At 74.1% G+C, this 16,040-nt stretch carries 19 protein-coding genes; 10 read left to right on the top strand and 9 right to left on the bottom strand.

Going from position 1 to position 16,040, the window contains the following annotated elements:
* The first annotated feature begins 17 nt into the window (after positions 1 to 17).
* Together ACIBQ6_RS29450 and ACIBQ6_RS29445 are read left to right on the top strand one after the other, a co-directional pair.
* Positions 18 to 1,211 (top strand): histidine kinase, encoded by a 1,194-nt coding sequence (locus tag ACIBQ6_RS29450; RefSeq protein ID WP_397215843.1) that lies wholly within the window; start codon positions 18 to 20, stop codon positions 1,209 to 1,211.
* A complete protein-coding gene (locus ACIBQ6_RS29445; protein WP_358297428.1) occupies positions 1,199 to 1,840 on the top strand; it encodes a response regulator transcription factor in 642 nt (213 codons plus the stop codon). The genes ACIBQ6_RS29450 and ACIBQ6_RS29445 overlap by 13 nt, the downstream gene beginning before the upstream one ends.
* 10 nt (positions 1,841 to 1,850) lie before the next feature.
* Here the strand turns inward: ACIBQ6_RS29445 and ACIBQ6_RS29440 are convergent, their stop codons facing one another.
* Together ACIBQ6_RS29440 and ACIBQ6_RS29435 are read right to left on the bottom strand one after the other, a co-directional pair.
* Complete coding sequence (locus tag ACIBQ6_RS29440; RefSeq protein WP_397215842.1) at positions 1,851 to 2,753, bottom strand: aldo/keto reductase; 903 nt, start codon at positions 2,751 to 2,753, stop codon at positions 1,851 to 1,853.
* Position 2,754: 1 nt separating this feature from the next.
* Positions 2,755 to 3,780, bottom strand: a complete 1,026-nt coding sequence (locus ACIBQ6_RS29435; protein WP_397215841.1) for a hypothetical protein — start codon at positions 3,778 to 3,780, stop codon at positions 2,755 to 2,757.
* A gap of 85 nt (positions 3,781 to 3,865) precedes the next feature.
* On the opposite strand from ACIBQ6_RS29435, the gene ACIBQ6_RS29430 reads away from it, so the two are divergent.
* Entirely contained in the window at positions 3,866 to 4,462 is a 597-nt protein-coding gene (locus ACIBQ6_RS29430) for a TetR/AcrR family transcriptional regulator (protein ID WP_397215840.1), read from the top strand.
* Between the two features lie 7 nt (positions 4,463 to 4,469).
* On the opposite strand, the gene ACIBQ6_RS29425 is transcribed toward ACIBQ6_RS29430, so the two are convergent.
* A complete protein-coding gene (locus tag ACIBQ6_RS29425) occupies positions 4,470 to 5,078 on the bottom strand; it encodes a GNAT family N-acetyltransferase (RefSeq protein WP_397215839.1) in 609 nt (202 codons plus the stop codon).
* Positions 5,079 to 5,135: 57 nt separating this feature from the next.
* Positions 5,136 to 6,317, bottom strand: coding sequence for an aromatic acid exporter family protein (locus ACIBQ6_RS29420; RefSeq protein WP_397215838.1), 1,182 nt, complete (start codon positions 6,315 to 6,317; stop codon positions 5,136 to 5,138).
* A gap of 112 nt (positions 6,318 to 6,429) precedes the next feature.
* Between ACIBQ6_RS29420 and ACIBQ6_RS29415 the strand changes: the two genes are divergently transcribed.
* Positions 6,430 to 6,759: a cupin domain-containing protein gene (locus tag ACIBQ6_RS29415; RefSeq protein ID WP_358297444.1), complete on the top strand. Its 330-nt coding sequence runs from the start codon at positions 6,430 to 6,432 to the stop codon at positions 6,757 to 6,759.
* Between the two features lie 156 nt (positions 6,760 to 6,915).
* Positions 6,916 to 7,392 (top strand): hypothetical protein, encoded by a 477-nt coding sequence (locus tag ACIBQ6_RS29410; protein WP_358297447.1) that lies wholly within the window; start codon positions 6,916 to 6,918, stop codon positions 7,390 to 7,392.
* Here ACIBQ6_RS29410 and ACIBQ6_RS29405 read toward each other — a convergent pair.
* Entirely contained in the window at positions 7,358 to 9,154 is a 1,797-nt protein-coding gene (locus ACIBQ6_RS29405) for a glycoside hydrolase family 15 protein (RefSeq protein ID WP_358297449.1), read from the bottom strand. The two genes, ACIBQ6_RS29410 and ACIBQ6_RS29405, sit on opposite strands and share 35 nt — an antisense overlap.
* An 18-nt stretch (positions 9,155 to 9,172) precedes the next feature.
* Positions 9,173 to 10,270, bottom strand: coding sequence for an enolase C-terminal domain-like protein (locus ACIBQ6_RS29400; protein ID WP_397215837.1), 1,098 nt, complete (start codon positions 10,268 to 10,270; stop codon positions 9,173 to 9,175).
* 101 nt (positions 10,271 to 10,371) lie between these two features.
* Between ACIBQ6_RS29400 and ACIBQ6_RS29395 the strand changes: the two genes are divergently transcribed.
* The 3 genes from ACIBQ6_RS29395 (at position 10,372) to ACIBQ6_RS29385 (ending at position 11,968) form a co-directional block, all read left to right on the top strand.
* Positions 10,372 to 10,587 (top strand): hypothetical protein, encoded by a 216-nt coding sequence (locus ACIBQ6_RS29395; protein ID WP_352324434.1) that lies wholly within the window; start codon positions 10,372 to 10,374, stop codon positions 10,585 to 10,587.
* Positions 10,584 to 11,048, top strand: coding sequence for a Clp protease N-terminal domain-containing protein (locus ACIBQ6_RS29390; protein WP_387682204.1), 465 nt, complete (start codon positions 10,584 to 10,586; stop codon positions 11,046 to 11,048). The genes ACIBQ6_RS29395 and ACIBQ6_RS29390 overlap by 4 nt, the downstream gene beginning before the upstream one ends.
* A gap of 83 nt (positions 11,049 to 11,131) precedes the next feature.
* Positions 11,132 to 11,968 (top strand): SMP-30/gluconolactonase/LRE family protein, encoded by an 837-nt coding sequence (locus tag ACIBQ6_RS29385; protein ID WP_397215836.1) that lies wholly within the window; start codon positions 11,132 to 11,134, stop codon positions 11,966 to 11,968.
* 25 nt (positions 11,969 to 11,993) lie between these two features.
* Here the strand turns inward: ACIBQ6_RS29385 and ACIBQ6_RS29380 are convergent, their stop codons facing one another.
* Together ACIBQ6_RS29380 and ACIBQ6_RS29375 are read right to left on the bottom strand one after the other, a co-directional pair.
* Positions 11,994 to 12,995 (bottom strand): serine hydrolase domain-containing protein, encoded by a 1,002-nt coding sequence (locus ACIBQ6_RS29380; RefSeq protein ID WP_397215835.1) that lies wholly within the window; start codon positions 12,993 to 12,995, stop codon positions 11,994 to 11,996.
* A 106-nt stretch (positions 12,996 to 13,101) separates the two neighbouring features.
* Positions 13,102 to 13,554: a MarR family winged helix-turn-helix transcriptional regulator gene (locus tag ACIBQ6_RS29375; RefSeq protein ID WP_387682213.1), complete on the bottom strand. Its 453-nt coding sequence runs from the start codon at positions 13,552 to 13,554 to the stop codon at positions 13,102 to 13,104.
* A 114-nt stretch (positions 13,555 to 13,668) separates the two neighbouring features.
* Here ACIBQ6_RS29375 and ACIBQ6_RS29370 point away from each other — a divergent pair, with 114 nt between their 5' ends.
* Positions 13,669 to 13,845, top strand: a complete 177-nt coding sequence (locus ACIBQ6_RS29370; protein WP_189650423.1) for a hypothetical protein — start codon at positions 13,669 to 13,671, stop codon at positions 13,843 to 13,845.
* Positions 13,846 to 14,065: 220 nt separating this feature from the next.
* Here ACIBQ6_RS29370 and ACIBQ6_RS29365 read toward each other — a convergent pair whose 3' ends face one another.
* The gene (locus tag ACIBQ6_RS29365) at positions 14,066 to 14,485 is read right to left on the bottom strand and encodes a MarR family transcriptional regulator (protein WP_358297465.1); all 420 of its coding nucleotides are present in this window, start codon (positions 14,483 to 14,485) and stop codon (positions 14,066 to 14,068) included.
* 98 nt (positions 14,486 to 14,583) lie between these two features.
* Between ACIBQ6_RS29365 and ACIBQ6_RS29360 the strand changes: the two genes are divergently transcribed.
* Positions 14,584 to 16,038, top strand: coding sequence for an MFS transporter (locus tag ACIBQ6_RS29360; protein ID WP_397215834.1), 1,455 nt, complete (start codon positions 14,584 to 14,586; stop codon positions 16,036 to 16,038).
* The last annotated feature ends 2 nt before the right edge of the window (positions 16,039 to 16,040 follow it).

Genomic DNA, 16,040 nt, shown 5'->3' with positions numbered 1-16,040 from the left:
TCGTTCGGTATCACTTGATGGTGTTCGCGTCGGCCCTGGCGGCGATGGTCTGGCTGGCGGTGCTCGTCGCGGGCGTCCTGCTCGTCCCGGTGGGCGGGGTGGGGCTCGTCCTGGTGCCGCGCATGACGGCGGTGCTCCACCGGTGGACCGAGTGGCAGCGCGCGCAGGCCGGCGCGGTGCTGGGGGTCGCCGTGCCGGCGCGTCCGGCGCCGCCCGCCGTGACCGGGGTGCGCGACCAGTGGCGGCAGCTCCTCATGGGCACGCGGGCCAGGCGTGACCTGCGCTGGACGGCGCTGCACGTCGTCGTGGGCCTGCCCGCCGCGCTGGCCGCGCTCGGGGTGGCCGGGCTGCTGGTGAACCCCGTGCTGGAGGCCCCGCTGTGGTGGTTGTTCCCCGCGGACGACCCGCTGCGGCTGCTGGTGGCCCTCCCGGTCACCGGATGGGAGCAGGCGATCGGCATGGGCGTCGCACAGGTCGTCCTGGCCGCGCCGCTGGCCTGGTGGGCGCTGCCGCGGCTGGCCCGGCTGCACGCCCGCGCCTGCCTGGCCGCGCTCGCCCCCTCGGAGGCCGACCGGCTGGCCGAGCGGGTCGGCGAGCTGACCGAGAGCAGGTCGAACGTCCTCGACGCGCACGCCGCCGAGCTGCGCCGCATCGAGCGCGACCTGCACGACGGCACCCAGGCCCGGCTGGTCGCCATCGCGATGCGGCTGGCCATGGCCCGCGAGGCGCTCGACGACGACGGCGGGCCCGTCGGCCGGCTGCTGAAGGACGCGCACGAGGGCGCCGAGGAGGCGATGACCGAGTTGCGGCAGGTGATCCGCACGATGTACCCGCCCGTCCTGGCCGACAGAGGGCTGGCCGGCGCGGTGGCCGCCGTGACGGCCAAGGCCGGCCTGCCCGTCGAGACGGACGTGAGCGGCCTCGGCGCCGTGCCCGCCGCGGTCGAGACGGCGGCCTACTTCATCGTGGCCGAGGCGGTCACGAACGCCACCAAGCACAGCGGCGCCGGCCACGTCACCGTACGGCTGGCGTCCGGACGCGTGCTGCGCATCGAGGTCTGCGACGACGGCAAGGGCGGCGTGGACGAGAGCCGCGGCACCGGCGTCACCGGCATCCGCAGGAGGGCCGCCGCGCTCGACGGTACCTTGTCCATCGACAGCCCTCCCGGAGGGCCCACCCGTCTCGTCGTGGAGCTGCCGTGCGCGTCGTGATCGCCGAGGACAACGTCCTGCTGTCCACGGGGCTGGAACTGCTCCTGAACAGCAAGGACATCGAGGTGGCCGCGGTCGTGCCGGACGCCGGCGCCCTGCTGGACGCCGTCACCGAGCACCGGCCCGACCTGGTGATCGCCGACGTGCGGCTGCCGCCGTCGTTCCGCGACGAGGGCATCAGGGCCGCCGTCGCCCTCCGGCGCGCCGACCCCGCCCTGCCCATCCTGGTCCTGTCCCAGTACGTCGAGCGCATCTACGCCCGCGAACTGCTGGCGCACGGCTCCGGCGGCGTCGGCTACCTGCTGAAGGACCGGGTCAGCCGGGTGAGCCAGTTCGTCGAGGACGTCCGCCGGGTGGCCGCGGGCGGCACGGTCATGGACCCCGAGGTCATCGCCCAGCTCATGGTCGGGCGGGGCCACGGCCTGGACAGCCTCACCGGCCGGGAGCGGGAGGTGTTGTCCTGGATGGCCCAGGGCCTGAGCAACACCGAGATCGGCGAACGGCTGACGATCACCGACAACGCGGTGCACAAGCACATCGGCAGCATCTTCGCCAAGCTCGGCCTGGCCGTCTCGGACGGCGGCCACCGCCGGGTCATGGCCGTGCTCACCTTCCTCGACGACCAGTGACCCGCCTCCCCTACGCCGGGCCCAGGCGGGCGCGGACGGCCGCGTCCACGTCGGGCGGCAGGGGGCCCTTGCCGGCGGCGGCGACGTTGGCCCGCAGGTGTTCCGGCCGGGCCGAGCCGACGATCACCGAGTGCAGCTCCGGATGTCCGAGGATGAACCGGAGCAGCAGTTCGGTCACCGGCGCGCCGTCCGCCAGCTCCTCCAGGCGGGCGGCGGCGAGCCGGGCGTGGCGCTGCGCCAGCGGCCGGCGCACCGGCTCCGGCACGGCCTCGGGCGGCGGCGCGAGCGAGCGGGCCACCGCCCCGCGGGCGACCGTGCCCGCCCCGCTCGCCGCGGCGGCCCCGAGCAGCCCTTCGTGGGAGCGGTCGAGCGCCGAGTAGGGCAGCAGGAACACGTCGAACGCGCCCGTCGCGATGTGCTCGGGAAGGTGCGGCAGCTCCCCCGACATGCCGGTGAAGCGGACCAGGCCCTCGTCCTGGAGTTCCCGCATCCCGGCGATGGTGTCCTCGGCCGCCATCACCGAGACGCTCGGGCTGAGGTGCACCATCAGGACGTCGAGATGGCCGGTGCGCATCCGGCGCAGGCTCCGCTCGACGCCCGCGCGCACGTTCGCCCTCGTGTAGTCGTGCGCGGGGTCGCCGTCGGCGAGGGGGCAGCCGCACTTGCCCGCCAGGACGAACTCGTCGCGGCGGTGCGCGATCCAGCGGCCGATGTGCTCCTCGGCGTCGCCGTAGTCGGGCGCGGTGTCGATGAGGTTAACCCCGGCGTCGAGGGCCTCGTTCAGCACGGCGCGGGCCGCGTCGTCGGACACCGGCGGGCCCCAGGCGCGGGGGCCGCGCAGCTCCATGGCGCCGTAGCCGAGGCGGCTCACGCGCAGGCCGGTGCGGCCGAGCGTGGTGGTGGGGAGCGTCATGTCAGTGCTTCGCGTAGTGGCCGGCGACGGCGGCGAAGGCGGCCTTGGGGGCCCAGGGCAGGCCGGGGTAGGCGGCGCCGGAGCGGTCCTCGTAGACCTTGACGACGCCGTAGCTGGCCAGGTCCAGGTCGTCGCGGGGGTGGCCGTCGGGACGGTGCGGGTGGTCGCGCAGCGCGAAGGTGAAGACGAAGGTGCTGTCCACGCCGGCGGCGTCGAAGACCTCCAGCAGCTCCCGCACGTACGCGGCCTGGCCCTCCTCGTCGCGGACGTGCTCGCCGGTCAGCCGGACGGGCTCGCGGGTGCCCGGGGCGTACTCGACGATCTCCAGGCCGAGCGCGCCCCGGTCGCCCGCGCCGCGGTAGGTCGCCGAGCCGAACTCGGTGATCGCGACCGGCCTGCCCTCCGCGACGAGGCTGCGCACGCCCTGCTCGAACACGTCCACGATCTCGGCCGACCGGTAGAGGTCCACGGAGACGAGGTCGAACGGCGTCCAGTCGACGCCTTCGAGCGGCACGGAGGCGTAGGTCACCCGGCCGCCGAACCGCTCGCGTACGACGGCCACCGCCCGCCCGAGGAAGTCGTTGACCCGCGTGCGCACGCCGCCGACCAGCTCGCGCACCCGGTCCGGACGGCTCAGCAGGGCGACCCGCTCGTCGATGTCGTCCCCGGGCAGGAAGCCCTTGCTCATCAGGCACAACTCGGCGCCGGTGACGAAGACCACCTCGGCGCCGCGCCGCCTGAGCCGTTCGGCGCGCTCGGCGCAGTCGGCGAACAGCGCCAGCATCTCCTCCTCGGTCAGCTCCAGCGGGTAGGGAGAGAACCAGACCTCCAGCCCGAGGTCGGCGGCATGACTGGCGGCGACCTCGAGGCGGTCGGGGTCGCCGCCCATGACGCGGACGGCCGTGCAGTGCAGGTCGTCCCGGATGACGCGCATCTCGCGCGCCACCACCTCGGGGTCGAACCCCGGGTGACCGATCGTCCCGTTGACGACGAAACCGGTGTCGTAACTGATGCCCTTGGCGCGCATGGGTGTTCCTTCCAGCTTTACGGTACTGACCGTACCCTATCCCATATGAGGTACGGTCGGTACCCTCAGACCGAGGAGGGTGGCGATGGCCGAGGCAGGCGGGCGGACACGGCGGCGCGGGGTGGCGCTGGAGGAGGCGATCCTGAGCGCGGCGGCCGACGAGCTCACCGAGTCGGGCTTCGCCGGGCTGACCATGGACAAGGTCGCCGCCCGCGCCGGCACCAACAAGAACGCCATCTACCGCCGCTGGCCGGGCCGCCTGGCCCTCGGCGTCGCCGCCTACAAACGGCTGGCCACGACGGTCTCGCCGCCCGACACCGGCGAGCTGCGCGGCGACGCCCTGGAGCTGCTGCGCCGGGCCAACCGCTACTGGAGCTCGCCGCTCGGCGCGATCCTGCGCGACCTGATCGCCGCCGCGGGCGGCACCGCCGAGCTGCTGGCCGAGCTCCAGGAGCAGTCGGACGACGCGGTGGCCGCACCCTGGCTGGCCGTCCTGGAACGGGCGGTGGCCCGCGGCGAGGCCGCCCCCGAGTCGCTGCGCCCGAGGGTCGCCACGGTGGCCATCGTGCTGCTGCGCAACGAGTTCGTGGTGCGGGGGGCGCCCAGCGCGCCAGACGACGTCCTCGTGGAGATCGTGGACGAGGTCTTCCTGCCGCTGGTCCGGCGAGGTCAGGACGCCTGAGGCCGGCTCACCAGAGCCGGTCGATCTCCCCCGGGTGGAGCTCGACGCGCGCGTGGTGGAACGACAGCCGGTGCGCCCGGCCGTGGGGTGAGGGGAAGTCGCCCATCGTGACCTTGTCGAACCCGGGCAGGTCGCTGGGGAAGGGCGCCTGCGGGGTGCCGCCGACCAGCACCGCGCCGGGGATCGCCGACCAGCCGGCGCTCTCGTAGAAGCCCTGGAGCGGCCGGTCGCAGGTGAACAGGGCGACGTCGAAGCCCGCGTCGGCGATGGCCGCGCGCGCGGCGCCCACCAGGCGGCGGCCGTGCCCCCGGCCGCGGGCGGCCTTCCTGGTCACCACGGTGCTCAGGCCCGCGGCGCGGAACCGGTGTCCGGCATGGGTGAGGGTCTTGGACAGGATGTCCAGGGCGGCCAGGACCGTGCCCTCGTCGCCCTCGTCGCGCTCGTCGCGCTCGTCGAGGAGGAGCATGGTGCGGGGGGCGAGGGCGGGGTCGTGCGCGGGGCCGCCGCCGTCGGGCGCGGGGAAGTCGTGGCCGGGCCAGGCCTCCCGTTGCAGGTCGCGCACCTGGGCCAGCAGGTCCGCGGGCACGTCCGGCTCGGGGAACGACCTGATGGGCATGGTTCCCGAGTGTGCCGCGCGACGGCTCTCCGGGCAAACGGGGGCCGGTCGGACGGGTCAGGGGTGGGTGGCGGGCGAGGGGCGGTTGTCGTCGTCCTGGCCGCCGGGCGTGGCCGCCAGGATGTCGGTCAGGACCGCCAGGATGCGTTCGGCGTCGGTGAGCAGGCTGCCGCTCAGCGCCCAGCCGGCCGGGTGGGCGACCTCGCCCTTCTGGATCTCCGTCGTCATCTGGTCGTGGATGCGGCTCGCCTGCGCCTCCGCCCGGCCGAGCAGGGTGCGGGCCCTTCCGAGGTCCGGGTCGCGGCGTACGGTGGCGGTCAGGGCGTCGCCCAGCACGTCCAGGAGGTCGGCGTAGTCGCGGGCGTAGTCGGGGCTGACGTCGGTCGAGGGCCCGTCGTGGTGTTCCAGGTGGGCCAGGGCGTGCACGATCGTGTGCACGTGCGCGGCCAGCGTGGTCAGCCGGCGCAGCACCTGCTCGTGGTCCTGGGCGGCCGTGACCGGGTGGAGGCTGTGGCGCAGGTTGTAGCGGCGGCTCTCGGCGCCGTCGGCCACGGCGGCGGCCGCGTCGGCCAGGTGCTCGTCCAGCCGGACGGCCTGGCGTTCCCAGTCGGGCAGCGCCGAGAGGTTCCACTCGTCCCGTAAGCCCTCGGCGACGGAGGTCAGCAGCGCGGCCGTCTCGCGGGCCAGGCGGCGCACGGCCGCGTCGGGCCGGTCGCGGTACAGCGGCGGCCACAGCACGCTGTTGACCAGCGCCCCGCTCAGCGCGCCGATGGCCGTGGCCAGCACGTACGCCAGCAGGTAGCGCTCCTGGGAGGCGGCGGCGAAGGAGAGCAGCAGCACGGCGGTGGTGGCGACGTCGGAGCCGTGGTTGCCCATGCGGTGCCAGCGGGCGGCGACCAGCGCGGGCGGCACGACCAGGACCAGGCTGAGCACGCCCAGGCCGAGCAGGTGCCCGATGCTGCCGGCCAGGATGACCCCGGCGCCGACCGCGGCGACCCGGCGCAGGCCGTTGGTGAGTGTGCGGTACACGGTGGCGTGCACCATGATCACCGCGGTGGCGGGGGCGATCCAGGTGGCGCCGAGCGCCAGCAGCCGGCTGGCCGTCAGCCAGGCCAGCACCGCCGCCAGCGTCGCCTTGGCGATCTGCAACGCCTGCAACCGCTGGTACGACCCCGGCTTGGCCAGCCCGGCGGCCTGCCCGCGCACGTACGACAGCTCACGCTTGACGGCCGCGGACAACCGGCCACTCCAGCCACGCCACATGACGTGACATTTACTCACATTTAGGGCAAGCCGCAAGATCTTCCCCGCCGGAGGGCCCGCCCGCGCCGGCATGAGAGGATCACGGGCCATGGAGATCATCGACAGCGGCCGGTTCGAGCCCGCCCCGGACGGTTCCGCCAACTTCGCCGAGCACCTGAGCGTGCCCGCGCTCAGCTTCGGCACGTACTCCATCCCGGCCGGCGCCGTCGACGGCCAGTCGCCGCACGCCGAGGACGAGATCTACGTCGTCACCAGCGGGCGCGCCTCCTTCACCTCGGGCGGCGTCACCGTCGAGGTGGGCCCCGGCACCACCCTGTTCGTCCCGGCCCGCGAGGAGCACCGCTTCCACGACGTCACCGAGGACCTGGTGACGCTGGTGTTCTTCGGGCCCGCCTACAGCGGCGTCCCCGCGTCCTGACGCCCCCGGCCGTCAGGCGCGCGAACTCGTGGGCCGCGAGCGCGCCACGAGCGCGCCGCGCTGAGGAGACTGGAGGGCGGGGGCGGACGGCCGGCCGTCCCGTCGCGTGACCGTCGCCCACCGTTGCCGCCCGGCCCTGACGAGATGAGAGCCCTCATGACTGTCACCCCCGCCCAGCTGCGCGACCTCGCGCGCCGCGCTCAGGACCTCGCCGCCGAGGTGCGCTCGCTGTGCGACACCGAGCCCGCCGGATCCCCCGAGGGCGACCAGCTCCGGGCCGCGCGGCACGCCGCCGACTGGCTGGACCGGGGCGGCGAGGACCTGCAACGGGCGGCCGGCGACCTGGCCAGGCTGCGGGCGCAGCGCGAGCAGGTCTGCGGCATGCCGTGGGGCGTCTGCCCCGAGCACGGCAACACCCTGTCCTACCGGGCCGACGTCACCGAGTGCCGGGTCTGCCACCGCACCTGGCCGCAGGACCGGGCCGGCCGGCCCTGCCAGGAGCTGGTCCGGTGGAAGGTGACCGACCAGGCCGGGACGGTGACCAGGATGTGCGACGGGCACGTGCTCGGCGCCCGCGCCGTGCTGCACGGGGCCACGTTCACCCGGCTTGATGCCGAGGGCGCCCAGGCCTGAACCTGCCCGACAGCACGGTGGCGCTGTTGATCACCGAGACGTGGCTGTAGGCCTGCGGGAAGTTGCCGACCTGCCGGTGGTGCACGGTGTCGTACTCCTCCGACAGCAGGCCGACGTCGTTGCGCAGGCCGAGCAGCCGTTCGAACAGCTCGGTGGCCCGGCGCCGGCGGCCGGTCGCGGCCAGGGCGTCGGCCAGCCAGAAGGAGCAGGCCAGGAAGGTGCCCTCGCCGCCGGGCAGGCCGTCGATGTCCTCGTCCTCGGCCCGGTAGCGCAGGACGAGACCGTCGTGGACGAGGTCGCGGGCGATCGCGTCCACGGTGCCGACGACGCGCGGGTCGTCGGGCGGCAGGAAGCCGAGGCGCGGGATGAGCAGCAGGGCCGCGTCCAGGCCGGTCGAGCCGTAGTACTGGGTGAAGGTGTTGCGTTCGGCGTCGTAGCCGTGGGCGCAGACGTCCTGGTGGATGCGTTCGCGCAGGGCGCGCCAGCGGCCGACCGGGCCGTCGCGGCCGAACGCCTCGACGGCCTGGATCATGCGGTCGGCCGCGACCCAGGCCAGCACCTTGGAGTGCACGAACTGGCGGCGCGGCCCCCGGGTCTCCCACAGCCCGTTGTCGGGCCGGTCCCAGATGCCTTCGAGGTAGTTCATCAGGGCGTTCTGGACGTCCCAGGCCTCGTCGTCGATGGCCAGGCCGGACCGGCGGGCCAGGTGCAGGCAGTCGAGGGTCTCGCCGTAGACGTCGAGCTGGAACTGGCCGGAGGCGGCGTTGCCGACGCGTACCGGCTGGGATCCCTCGTAGCCCGACAGCCAGTCGGCGGTCCATTCGGCGATGCGCCGGCCGCCCTCGACGGTGTACATGATCTGCAGGTCGGCGGGGTGCCCGGCGACGGCCCGCAGCAGCCATTCGCGCCAGGCGCGCGCCTCGGCGTCGTAGCCGGCGGTCATCATGGCCTGGAGGGTGAAGCTGGCGTCGCGCAGCCAGCAGTAGCGGTAGTCCCAGTTGCGCGGGCCGCCCAGCCGCTCGGGCAGCGAGGTGGTGGCGGCGGCGACGAGCCCGCCGGTGGGGGCGTAGGTGAGGGCCTTGAGGGTGAGCAGGCTCGTGCGGACGGCCTCGTCGTAGTCCCCCTGGTAGCCGCACCGGCGGGCCCACTCGCGCCACAGCCGTTCGGTGTCGGCCAGGGCCTCGGGCGGGTCGACCGGTTCCGGGCGCGGCAGCCACGACTGCTGCCAGGTCAGCGCGAACGGCACCCGCTGCCCCTCCCCCACCGTGAAGGAGGCGGTGGTGCGGTGCCGGTCGGCGTCCGGGCACAGCTCGACGGGGGTGCGCAGCCAGGTGGCGTCGCCGCCGGCGACCGCGGCCAGCACGCCGGGCTCGTAGCGCAGCCAGGGGACGTCGTGGCCGTAGTCGAAGCGCAGCACCAGTTCCATGGTCATCTCGACCCGGCCGCGCACGCCCTCGACGATCCGCACCACGTCGGGGGCCTCGCCGCGGGGCGGCATGAAGTCCACCACCCGGACGCTGCCGCCGGGGCCGTCCCAGGTGGTCTCCAGGATGAGGGTGCCCTCGCGGTAGCCGCGGGAGGTGGCCCGGCCGCCGCCGGCGGGGGCCAGCAGCCAGCGTCCGGCGGACGGGCCGTCGAGCAGCGCGGCGAAGCAGGCGGGCGAGTCGAAGCGGGGCAGGCACAACCAGTCGATCGAGCCGTCGCGGCCGACGAGCGCGGCGGTGTGCATGTCGCCGATCAGGGCGTAGTCCTCGATCCGCATCGGCGCCCGCTCCTTCCGTCAGGCCACGCGGTGGGGTTCGGCGGCGGCGGCGCGCAGCTCCAGCCCGTGGCCGGGGGCGTCGGGCCGGGGGCGGGCCAGGCCGCCGGAGGGGTCGGCGGCGCCGTCGAACAGCTCGGCCTCGATGCGCTGGTGGTCGTGGAACCATTCGACGTGGCGCAGGTTGGCGGTGCTCGCGGCGGCCGGGAGGTGCAGGTTGGGCGCGCAGTGGGCGGACACCTGCAGGTTGTGGCCCGCGGCGATCGCGGCGGCGGCGAACCAGCCGGTGTAGCCGCCGCAGCGGGTGGCGTCGGCCTGGAGGCAGTCGACGGCCTGGGCCTGGCACATGCGGGTGAAGTAGGCGGGGTCGCAGCCGTACTCGCCGGCGGTGACGTCGGGGGCGGCCCGCTCGCGGACGAGCCGCAGGCCCGGCAGGTCGTCGGAGGAGACGGGCTCCTCGAACCAGGTCACGTCGTGCTCGCGCATGCGCGCGGCCAGGCGGACGGCCTGTTTGGCGGTGTAGCCGCCGTTGGCGTCGACGTACAGCTCGGCCCGGTCGCCGATGACGCGGCGGGCCAGGGCCACGCGGTGCAGGTCGCGGTCGGGCTGGGTGCCGGACGACTCGCCGATCTTGATCTTGACGCGGCCGATGCCCCGCTCGTGGACCCAGTGGGCGAGCTGGGCGGTGGTGGCCTCGTCGTCGTAGGTGGTGAAGCCGCCCGAGCCGTACAGCGGGACCTCGGGCCGGGCGGCGCCGAACAGGCGGGTCAGCGGCAGGCCGAGCAGACGCGCCTTGAGGTCCCACAGCGCCACGTCGGCGACCGAGACGGCGTAGCCGGCGACGCCGGGACGGCCCGCGTTGCGCACCTGCCGGACCATCGCGGCGTGCAGGGCGGGGATGTCGGCGGCGTCCGCGCCGGTCAGGACGCCGGCCAGCAGCTCGGTGACCACCGAGGCGGCGGCGGCCGGGGCGTAGGTCCAGCCGGTGCCGGTGACGCCCGCGGCGGTCAGGGTGACGACGACCATGGTGGTGGACCGCCAGGCCAGCGTGCCGTCGCCTTCCGGCTGGTCGGTGGGGATGCGGTAGGCGGCGGCCCCGGCGTTCTCGATCGTGCTCATGACATCCCTGGCCCTACCCGGTGGCTCCTGGTATGACGCATCGGCCCCCGTTCAAGCAACCTGAATTGCCTGTCCCGGGGCGGACGCCTAGGGTGGCTGGAATGTCAGTCAAGGAGCCCGCGGACGCGCTCGCCGCCGTGGTCGCGCTGCGCCGCCTGGCCGACCAGCTGGAGGACGCCGCCGTGGAGCAGGCGATGCGGGCGGGCTGGAGCTGGCCGCAGGTGGCCGAGGCGCTCGGCGTCACCCGCCAGGCGGTCCACAAGAAGCACGCCAAGCGGCTCATCGCGGCCGGGGTCGAGCTGAGGAGGCGGGCATGAGCGGCGCGTTCGACCGCTACCTGCACGACGTGCTGATCCGGGGGGAGGCCGAGGCGCGCGCGGAGAGCTCCCCCACGATCGAGGCCCACCACGTGCTGCTGGCCATGGCGGCGCCGCAGGACACCGCGGCGCGGGCGATCCTGGCCGAGGCCGGGCTCGACCAGGCGGGGGTGCGGGCGGCGTTGCGGCGGGAGTTCGAGCACAGCCTCGCCGCGGCCGGGGTGTCGGCGGCCGCCTTCGACCTGCGTTCGACGCCCGACCCCGAGCGGCGTCCGCAGCTCGGGGCGTCGGTCAGGCTGGCGATCGAGCGGCTGGCCGCCACCCATCGCAAGAAGGACCTGCGGCCGGTCCACGTGCTGCTCGGCGTCCTGCAGGCCGAGGTGGGCACGGTCCCGCGGGCGCTGGCCCTGGCGGGGATCGACCGCGCCGCGCTGGCCGAGCGCGCCCGCGCCGCCCTGTAGATCCGGCGCGGATCTTTTTCCTCCCGGCGATGTCGATCCGGGCCCCCGCCCTTCGTGTAGAGGGCAGAAGGAGGCATGACGACATGACCGAGACGAAGACATTGGTGACCGGGCTGTGCGTGGGCGAGTCGCCGCGCTGGCACGAGGGCAGGCTGTGGTTCTCCCACTGGGGGGTGCAGGAGATCGTCGCCGTCACCCCGGACGGCGAGAGCGAGGTGGTCGGCCGCGGCCCGAAACCCGCCGGGTTCTGCCTCGGCCGGCTGCCCGACGGCCGCCTGCTGGTGACCGGCGAGCACGAGCTGCTGCGCGTGGAGCCGGACGGCACGACGTCCGTCCACGCCGACCTGGGCGAGCTGCCGGCCGGGCCGAACGAGGTCGTCGTGGACGGCCGCGGCCGGATCTACGTGAACTGCGTCGGCTTCGACTTCGGCCGGGCCGACTTCGCGCCCGGCGTGATCGCCCTGGTCGGCCCCGGCGGCGAGGCCCGGGTGGTCGCCGAGGACCTGTACTTCCCCAACGGGATGGTGGTGACCCCGGACGGCTCCACGCTGATCGTCGCCGAGTCCTGGACGCGACGGCTGACGGCGTTCGACATCGACGCGGACGGCGGGCTGTCCGGCCGCCGGGTGTGGGCGCCCATCGGCGGCGACGGCATCTGCATGGACGCCGAGGGCGCGATCTGGACCCAGGTGGACGACGAACAGGGGTCCGCCTGCGTACGGGTGCGCGAGGGCGGCGAGGTGACCGACCGGATCGAGCTCGACCGGGCCTGTTTCGCCGCCGCGCTCGGCGGCCCGGACGGCCGGACGTTGTTCATGACCGTCGCGGTGTTCCCGGGCGTCGAGCGGATGGCGGAGATGTTCGCCGGCCGGACGGGCGAGGTCAGGACGGCCGACGTGGCCGTCCCCGGGCTCGTCTGAGCCGGTGGGGCGGGGGCCCGCGCCGTCAGCCGAACTCGGCCTGGAACAGGTCGGCGCAGGTCCCCAGGAAGTCGCCCCAGTCGCCGTTCACGTTGGCGACCAGGGTGTGGCCGCCCTGCCGGTCGCCCATCGCGTACGTCATCGACCCCCGGATGTAGCCGCCCCCGCCCCAGAGCGTGACGCCGGACGGGAACCGCTGGGAGTAGACGCCGAGCCCGTACCGGGCGCCGGGCACCCAGCCGGCGCCTTCCGTGGGCACGGTGGTGAACATCTCCTCCTGCTGGGCGGGCGGGAGCAGCCGCCCGCCCAGCAGGGCGGCCAGGAAGCGGTGGAGGTCGGCCGTGGTCGAGACCATGCCGCCGGCGGCCCAGGCCCATGACAGGTCGGCGTCGGTCACGTCGTGGCGGACGGTCTCCTGGCCGCTCTCGTCCTGGCCGGAGTAGTGGCGGGCGTGCGGGTCGCGCAGCCCTTCGCCGGCCGCGGGCAGGTACGTCCCGGTCAGCCCCAGCGGGGCCGCGACGCGCCGGTCGATCTGCTCGGCGAGCGTCGAGCCGGACGCCGCCTCGACGATCATCCCGGCCAGGTTGTAGTTGACCTTGGAGTAGACGAACCGCTCGCCCGGCTCCCCGGCGGGCGGGGTCTCCTGGCCGGGGATCGCGTCCGGCAGGCCGCTGGTGTGGTTGAGCAGCAGCCGCGGGGTGATGCGGGCGGCGTCGGCGCCGGGGAAGTACTCCTCGACGACACCCGGCAGCCAGGTGGTCACCGGGGCGTCCATGGCCAGGTCGCCGTCGGCCGCCAGGCCCAGCACGACGGTCCCGACGAACGCCTTGGTGAAGCTGCCGATGCGGAAGTGCTCCCCGGGCCCGCGGGGGCGGCCGGTCTCCAGGTCGGCCACGCCCGCGGCGCCGAACCACGGCGGGTCGTCGCCGTCCCGGACCTCGGCCACGACGCCGGGCCCCCGGTCGCCGGCCACCAGCCGGTCGAGCACCTGCCGCAACCTCGGACGATCGGCGTGAATCATGGACATGCTGCCTCCAGCGACACGAAACGGATCCGCGAACGCGAGCAACCGTAGTTGACTATTCTGAACGTAGTCAACTGCGGTTGCTTATCGAGGCGGGCGGCGGGCGGGGTCAGGCGTCGCGGCGGGCCGAGGCGATCAGGCGCATCAGCGCGGCGTGCAGGTCCTGGAGCTCGTCGAGGTCCATGCCGAGCCGGGCGACGATGGCCGGCGGGATCTTCTCCGCCTCGGCCCTGAGCTGCCGGCCGGCGGGCGTCAGTGTGACGGCCAGGGCGCGCTCGTCCTTGCTGTTACGCTCGCGGTGGACGTAGCCCAGCGCCTCCAGCCGCTTGAGCAGCGGGGACAACGTGCCGGGGTCGAGCTGCAGGAGCTCGCCCAGTTCCTTGACCGACAGCGGCTCGTGCTGCCAGAGGGCCAGCATCACCAGGTACTGGGGGTGGGTCAGCCCGAAGGGCTGCAGCAGCGGCCGGTAGAGGCCGATCACGCTGCGCGAGGCGATGCTGAGGGCGAAGCAAACCTGCCGGTCGAGCGCCAGCAGGTCTGTCGCCTCTGTCACAGGCTCCATGCGTGTACGCCTCCGATGCCGTCTGGTAACTTACTTTGTGTACAAACTAATAGCCTGCAAATCGATGCCACACAAATCGTACCCGTGGCCGGGCCGCCGAAAGAGGGACACCTCATGTTTCACCGCAAGCCGCTGGAGGAGCGCATCGCCGAGCGTCAGGCCAAGCTGCCTCCGCTGAAGGAGGGCAAGCACTTCGAGCACGGCCCGGCCAAGTTCGTGTTCGTCACGCTGCTGGTCGTGGTGGTGGTCACGCACCTCGTCGGCCTGGCCATCGTCATGCACTTCGCCTGATCTGCCGGGAACATCCCGGCGGCGGCCGCCGTTACATCCCTCGTGGCCGGTGTGCCCAGTGTCCCCGGGCCTCACCTATCGCCTTCGCGGACTACCGTTCGGCTGGAGCCGCGTTGTGCCCCTCGCCGAGAGGCGACACGCACACCGGTGCCCACGCGTTGAGGGCCCCCGCCCGTCCCGGCGGGGGCCCTCGCGCGTGTCCAGAACCGGGCGGCCCGGCTCAGGCACGCGGCCAGGGACGGCCGGCCAGGCGTTCGATGTCGGTGTTGAAGCGCCTGAGGTAGGCGGCGAAGGCGGCGACGTCCTCCGGCGACCAGTCGGCCATCACCTTCTCCAGGCCACGCACGTTCCGCTCGCGCTCCTCGGTGAGGCTGCGCTCGCCCTCCGCGGTGAGGCGGAACTTGCGGGCGATGCCGCCCTCGGGGTCGGGGATGCGTTCGACCAGGCCGGCGCGCAGGAGGGCCGAGGTGTGCCGGTTGAGGGTGGAGACGTCCAGGCCGAAGGCGTCGCTGAGCTGCCCGATGGACATCGGGCCCGAGCCGTGCAGCCGCCGCAGCAGGAGGTGGGCACTGCGGTCGTAGTGCCGGTGCCGGCCGAGCAACATCGTCTCGAACTCGATGAGATGTGTGGGCTTTTCCATCCCAATCCCCCCTTTCGCGAGATATGTGCACCTTACATGAATTGTGTACTTAACACATGATGTGTAGCGTGCACATCCTTCGACGACGGGAGAACAACGTGGGGGGCTCCACATCCACCGCCCGCCCCGGCGGCATCGTCAGCGTGATGGCGGTGGCCGGCATCGTCGCCTCGCTCATGCAGACCCTGGTCGTGCCGCTGATCGGCGAGTTGCCGCGGCTGCTGCGCAGCACCGCCTCCGACGCCTCCTGGGTGATCACCGCCACCCTGCTGGCCGGCGCGGTCGCCACGCCGGTCACCGGACGCCTCGGCGACCTGTACGGCAAGCGCCGCATGATGCTCGTCTGCACCGCGCCGCTGATCGCCGGGTCGGTGATCTGCTCGCTGGCCGGGTCGCTCGCCCCCATGATCGTCGGACGCGGGTTACAGGGCATGGGCATGGGCCTGATCCCGCTCGGCATCAGCGCCCTGCGCGACCTGCTGCCGCCCGACCGGCTCGGCCCCTCGATCGCGCTGATGAGCTCGTCCATGGGCATCGGCGGCGCCCTCGGCCTGCCGATCTCGGCCGCGGTCGCCGAGTACGCGAGCTGGCGGGTGCTGTTCTGGGGCTCGGCCGTGCTGAGCGTGCTGATCGCGGTGCTGATCCGGGTACTGGTGCCGCCCACTCCCCCGCTGCCCCGCGAGGGCGCGGCCGGGCGGCTGGACGTGCCGGGCGCGCTCGGCCTCGGCGCGGGGCTGGTGTGCCTGCTGCTGGGGGTCTCCAAGGGCGCCGACTGGGGATGGGCGAGCGGCATCACGCTCGGGCTGCTCGGCGCTGCCGCGCTGGTCCTGCCGGCATGGGCCCTGTGGGAGCTGCGCGCCGCGGAGCCGCTGGTGGACCTGCGGGTGACCGCCCGGCGGCAGGTGCTGCTGACCAACCTCGCCTCCATCATGGTCGGCTTCTCGATGTACGCCCAGGCGCTGATCGTCATGCAGATCCTCCAGCTCCCCGCGGCCACCGGCTACGGGCTGGGCCAGTCGATGCTGGCCGCCGGCCTGTGGATGGCCCCCTCCGGCCTGATGATGATGGTGGTCTCGCCGCTCGGCGCCCGGCTGTCGGCCGCCCGCGGCCCGAAGGTCACCCTGATCGCCGGGAGCCTGGTCATGGCGCTCGGCTACGGCTCCTCCATGGGCCTGCTGGGGTCGGCCTGGGGCATGCTGGTCGTCACCTGCGTGTGCAGCCTCGGCGTCGGCCTGGCCTACGGGGCGATGCCCGCCCTCATCATGGGCGCGGTGCCTCGGTCGGAGACGGCCGCGGCCAACAGCTTCAACACCCTGATGCGCTCGATCGGGACGACGGTCTCGGCGGCGGTCGTCGGCGTGATCCTGTCGCAGCTGACGATCCGGCTGGGCGCGCACACGCTGCCGTCGGAGGCCGGCTTCCGTACCGGGATGCTGGTCGGCTGCGGGGCTGCGCTGGCCGCGGCGGCCGTCACCATGGCGCTGCCCGGCCGTCGCGGCGGCCGGACGGCCGGGGACGGGGCCGCCGCGTCCGTCTCGCCCGCCCGGCGGTGACG

It is taken from the genome of Nonomuraea sp. NPDC049655, assembly GCF_044465465.1.
GTDB lineage: Bacteria > Actinomycetota > Actinomycetes > Streptosporangiales > Streptosporangiaceae > Nonomuraea.
This window is presented reverse-complemented; position numbering and strand designations above follow the sequence as displayed.

What these genes read in the sequence shown, in the direction of transcription:
- ACIBQ6_RS29370 (WP_189650423.1), top strand. Translation starts at nt 13,669, where the DNA reads ATGTTTCACCGCAAGCCGCTGGAGGAGCGCATCGCCGAGCGTCAGGCC.
- ACIBQ6_RS29395 (WP_352324434.1), top strand. Translation starts at nt 10,372, where the DNA reads ATGTCAGTCAAGGAGCCCGCGGACGCGCTCGCCGCCGTGGTCGCGCTG.
- ACIBQ6_RS29405 (WP_358297449.1), bottom strand. Translation starts at nt 9,154, where the DNA reads ATGCGGATCGAGGACTACGCCCTGATCGGCGACATGCACACCGCCGCG.
- ACIBQ6_RS29430 (WP_397215840.1), top strand. Translation starts at nt 3,866, where the DNA reads ATGGCCGAGGCAGGCGGGCGGACACGGCGGCGCGGGGTGGCGCTGGAG.
- ACIBQ6_RS29385 (WP_397215836.1), top strand. Translation starts at nt 11,132, where the DNA reads ATGACCGAGACGAAGACATTGGTGACCGGGCTGTGCGTGGGCGAGTCG.
- ACIBQ6_RS29450 (WP_397215843.1), top strand. Translation starts at nt 18, where the DNA reads ATGGTGTTCGCGTCGGCCCTGGCGGCGATGGTCTGGCTGGCGGTGCTC.
- ACIBQ6_RS29440 (WP_397215842.1), bottom strand. Translation starts at nt 2,753, where the DNA reads ATGACGCTCCCCACCACCACGCTCGGCCGCACCGGCCTGCGCGTGAGC.
- ACIBQ6_RS29435 (WP_397215841.1), bottom strand. Translation starts at nt 3,780, where the DNA reads ATGCGCGCCAAGGGCATCAGTTACGACACCGGTTTCGTCGTCAACGGG.
- ACIBQ6_RS29425 (WP_397215839.1), bottom strand. Translation starts at nt 5,078, where the DNA reads ATGCCCATCAGGTCGTTCCCCGAGCCGGACGTGCCCGCGGACCTGCTG.
- ACIBQ6_RS29365 (WP_358297465.1), bottom strand. Translation starts at nt 14,485, where the DNA reads ATGGAAAAGCCCACACATCTCATCGAGTTCGAGACGATGTTGCTCGGC.
- ACIBQ6_RS29410 (WP_358297447.1), top strand. Translation starts at nt 6,916, where the DNA reads ATGACTGTCACCCCCGCCCAGCTGCGCGACCTCGCGCGCCGCGCTCAG.
- ACIBQ6_RS29400 (WP_397215837.1), bottom strand. Translation starts at nt 10,270, where the DNA reads ATGAGCACGATCGAGAACGCCGGGGCCGCCGCCTACCGCATCCCCACC.
- ACIBQ6_RS29375 (WP_387682213.1), bottom strand. Translation starts at nt 13,554, where the DNA reads ATGGAGCCTGTGACAGAGGCGACAGACCTGCTGGCGCTCGACCGGCAG.
- ACIBQ6_RS29380 (WP_397215835.1), bottom strand. Translation starts at nt 12,995, where the DNA reads ATGTCCATGATTCACGCCGATCGTCCGAGGTTGCGGCAGGTGCTCGAC.
- ACIBQ6_RS29415 (WP_358297444.1), top strand. Translation starts at nt 6,430, where the DNA reads ATGGAGATCATCGACAGCGGCCGGTTCGAGCCCGCCCCGGACGGTTCC.
- ACIBQ6_RS29390 (WP_387682204.1), top strand. Translation starts at nt 10,584, where the DNA reads ATGAGCGGCGCGTTCGACCGCTACCTGCACGACGTGCTGATCCGGGGG.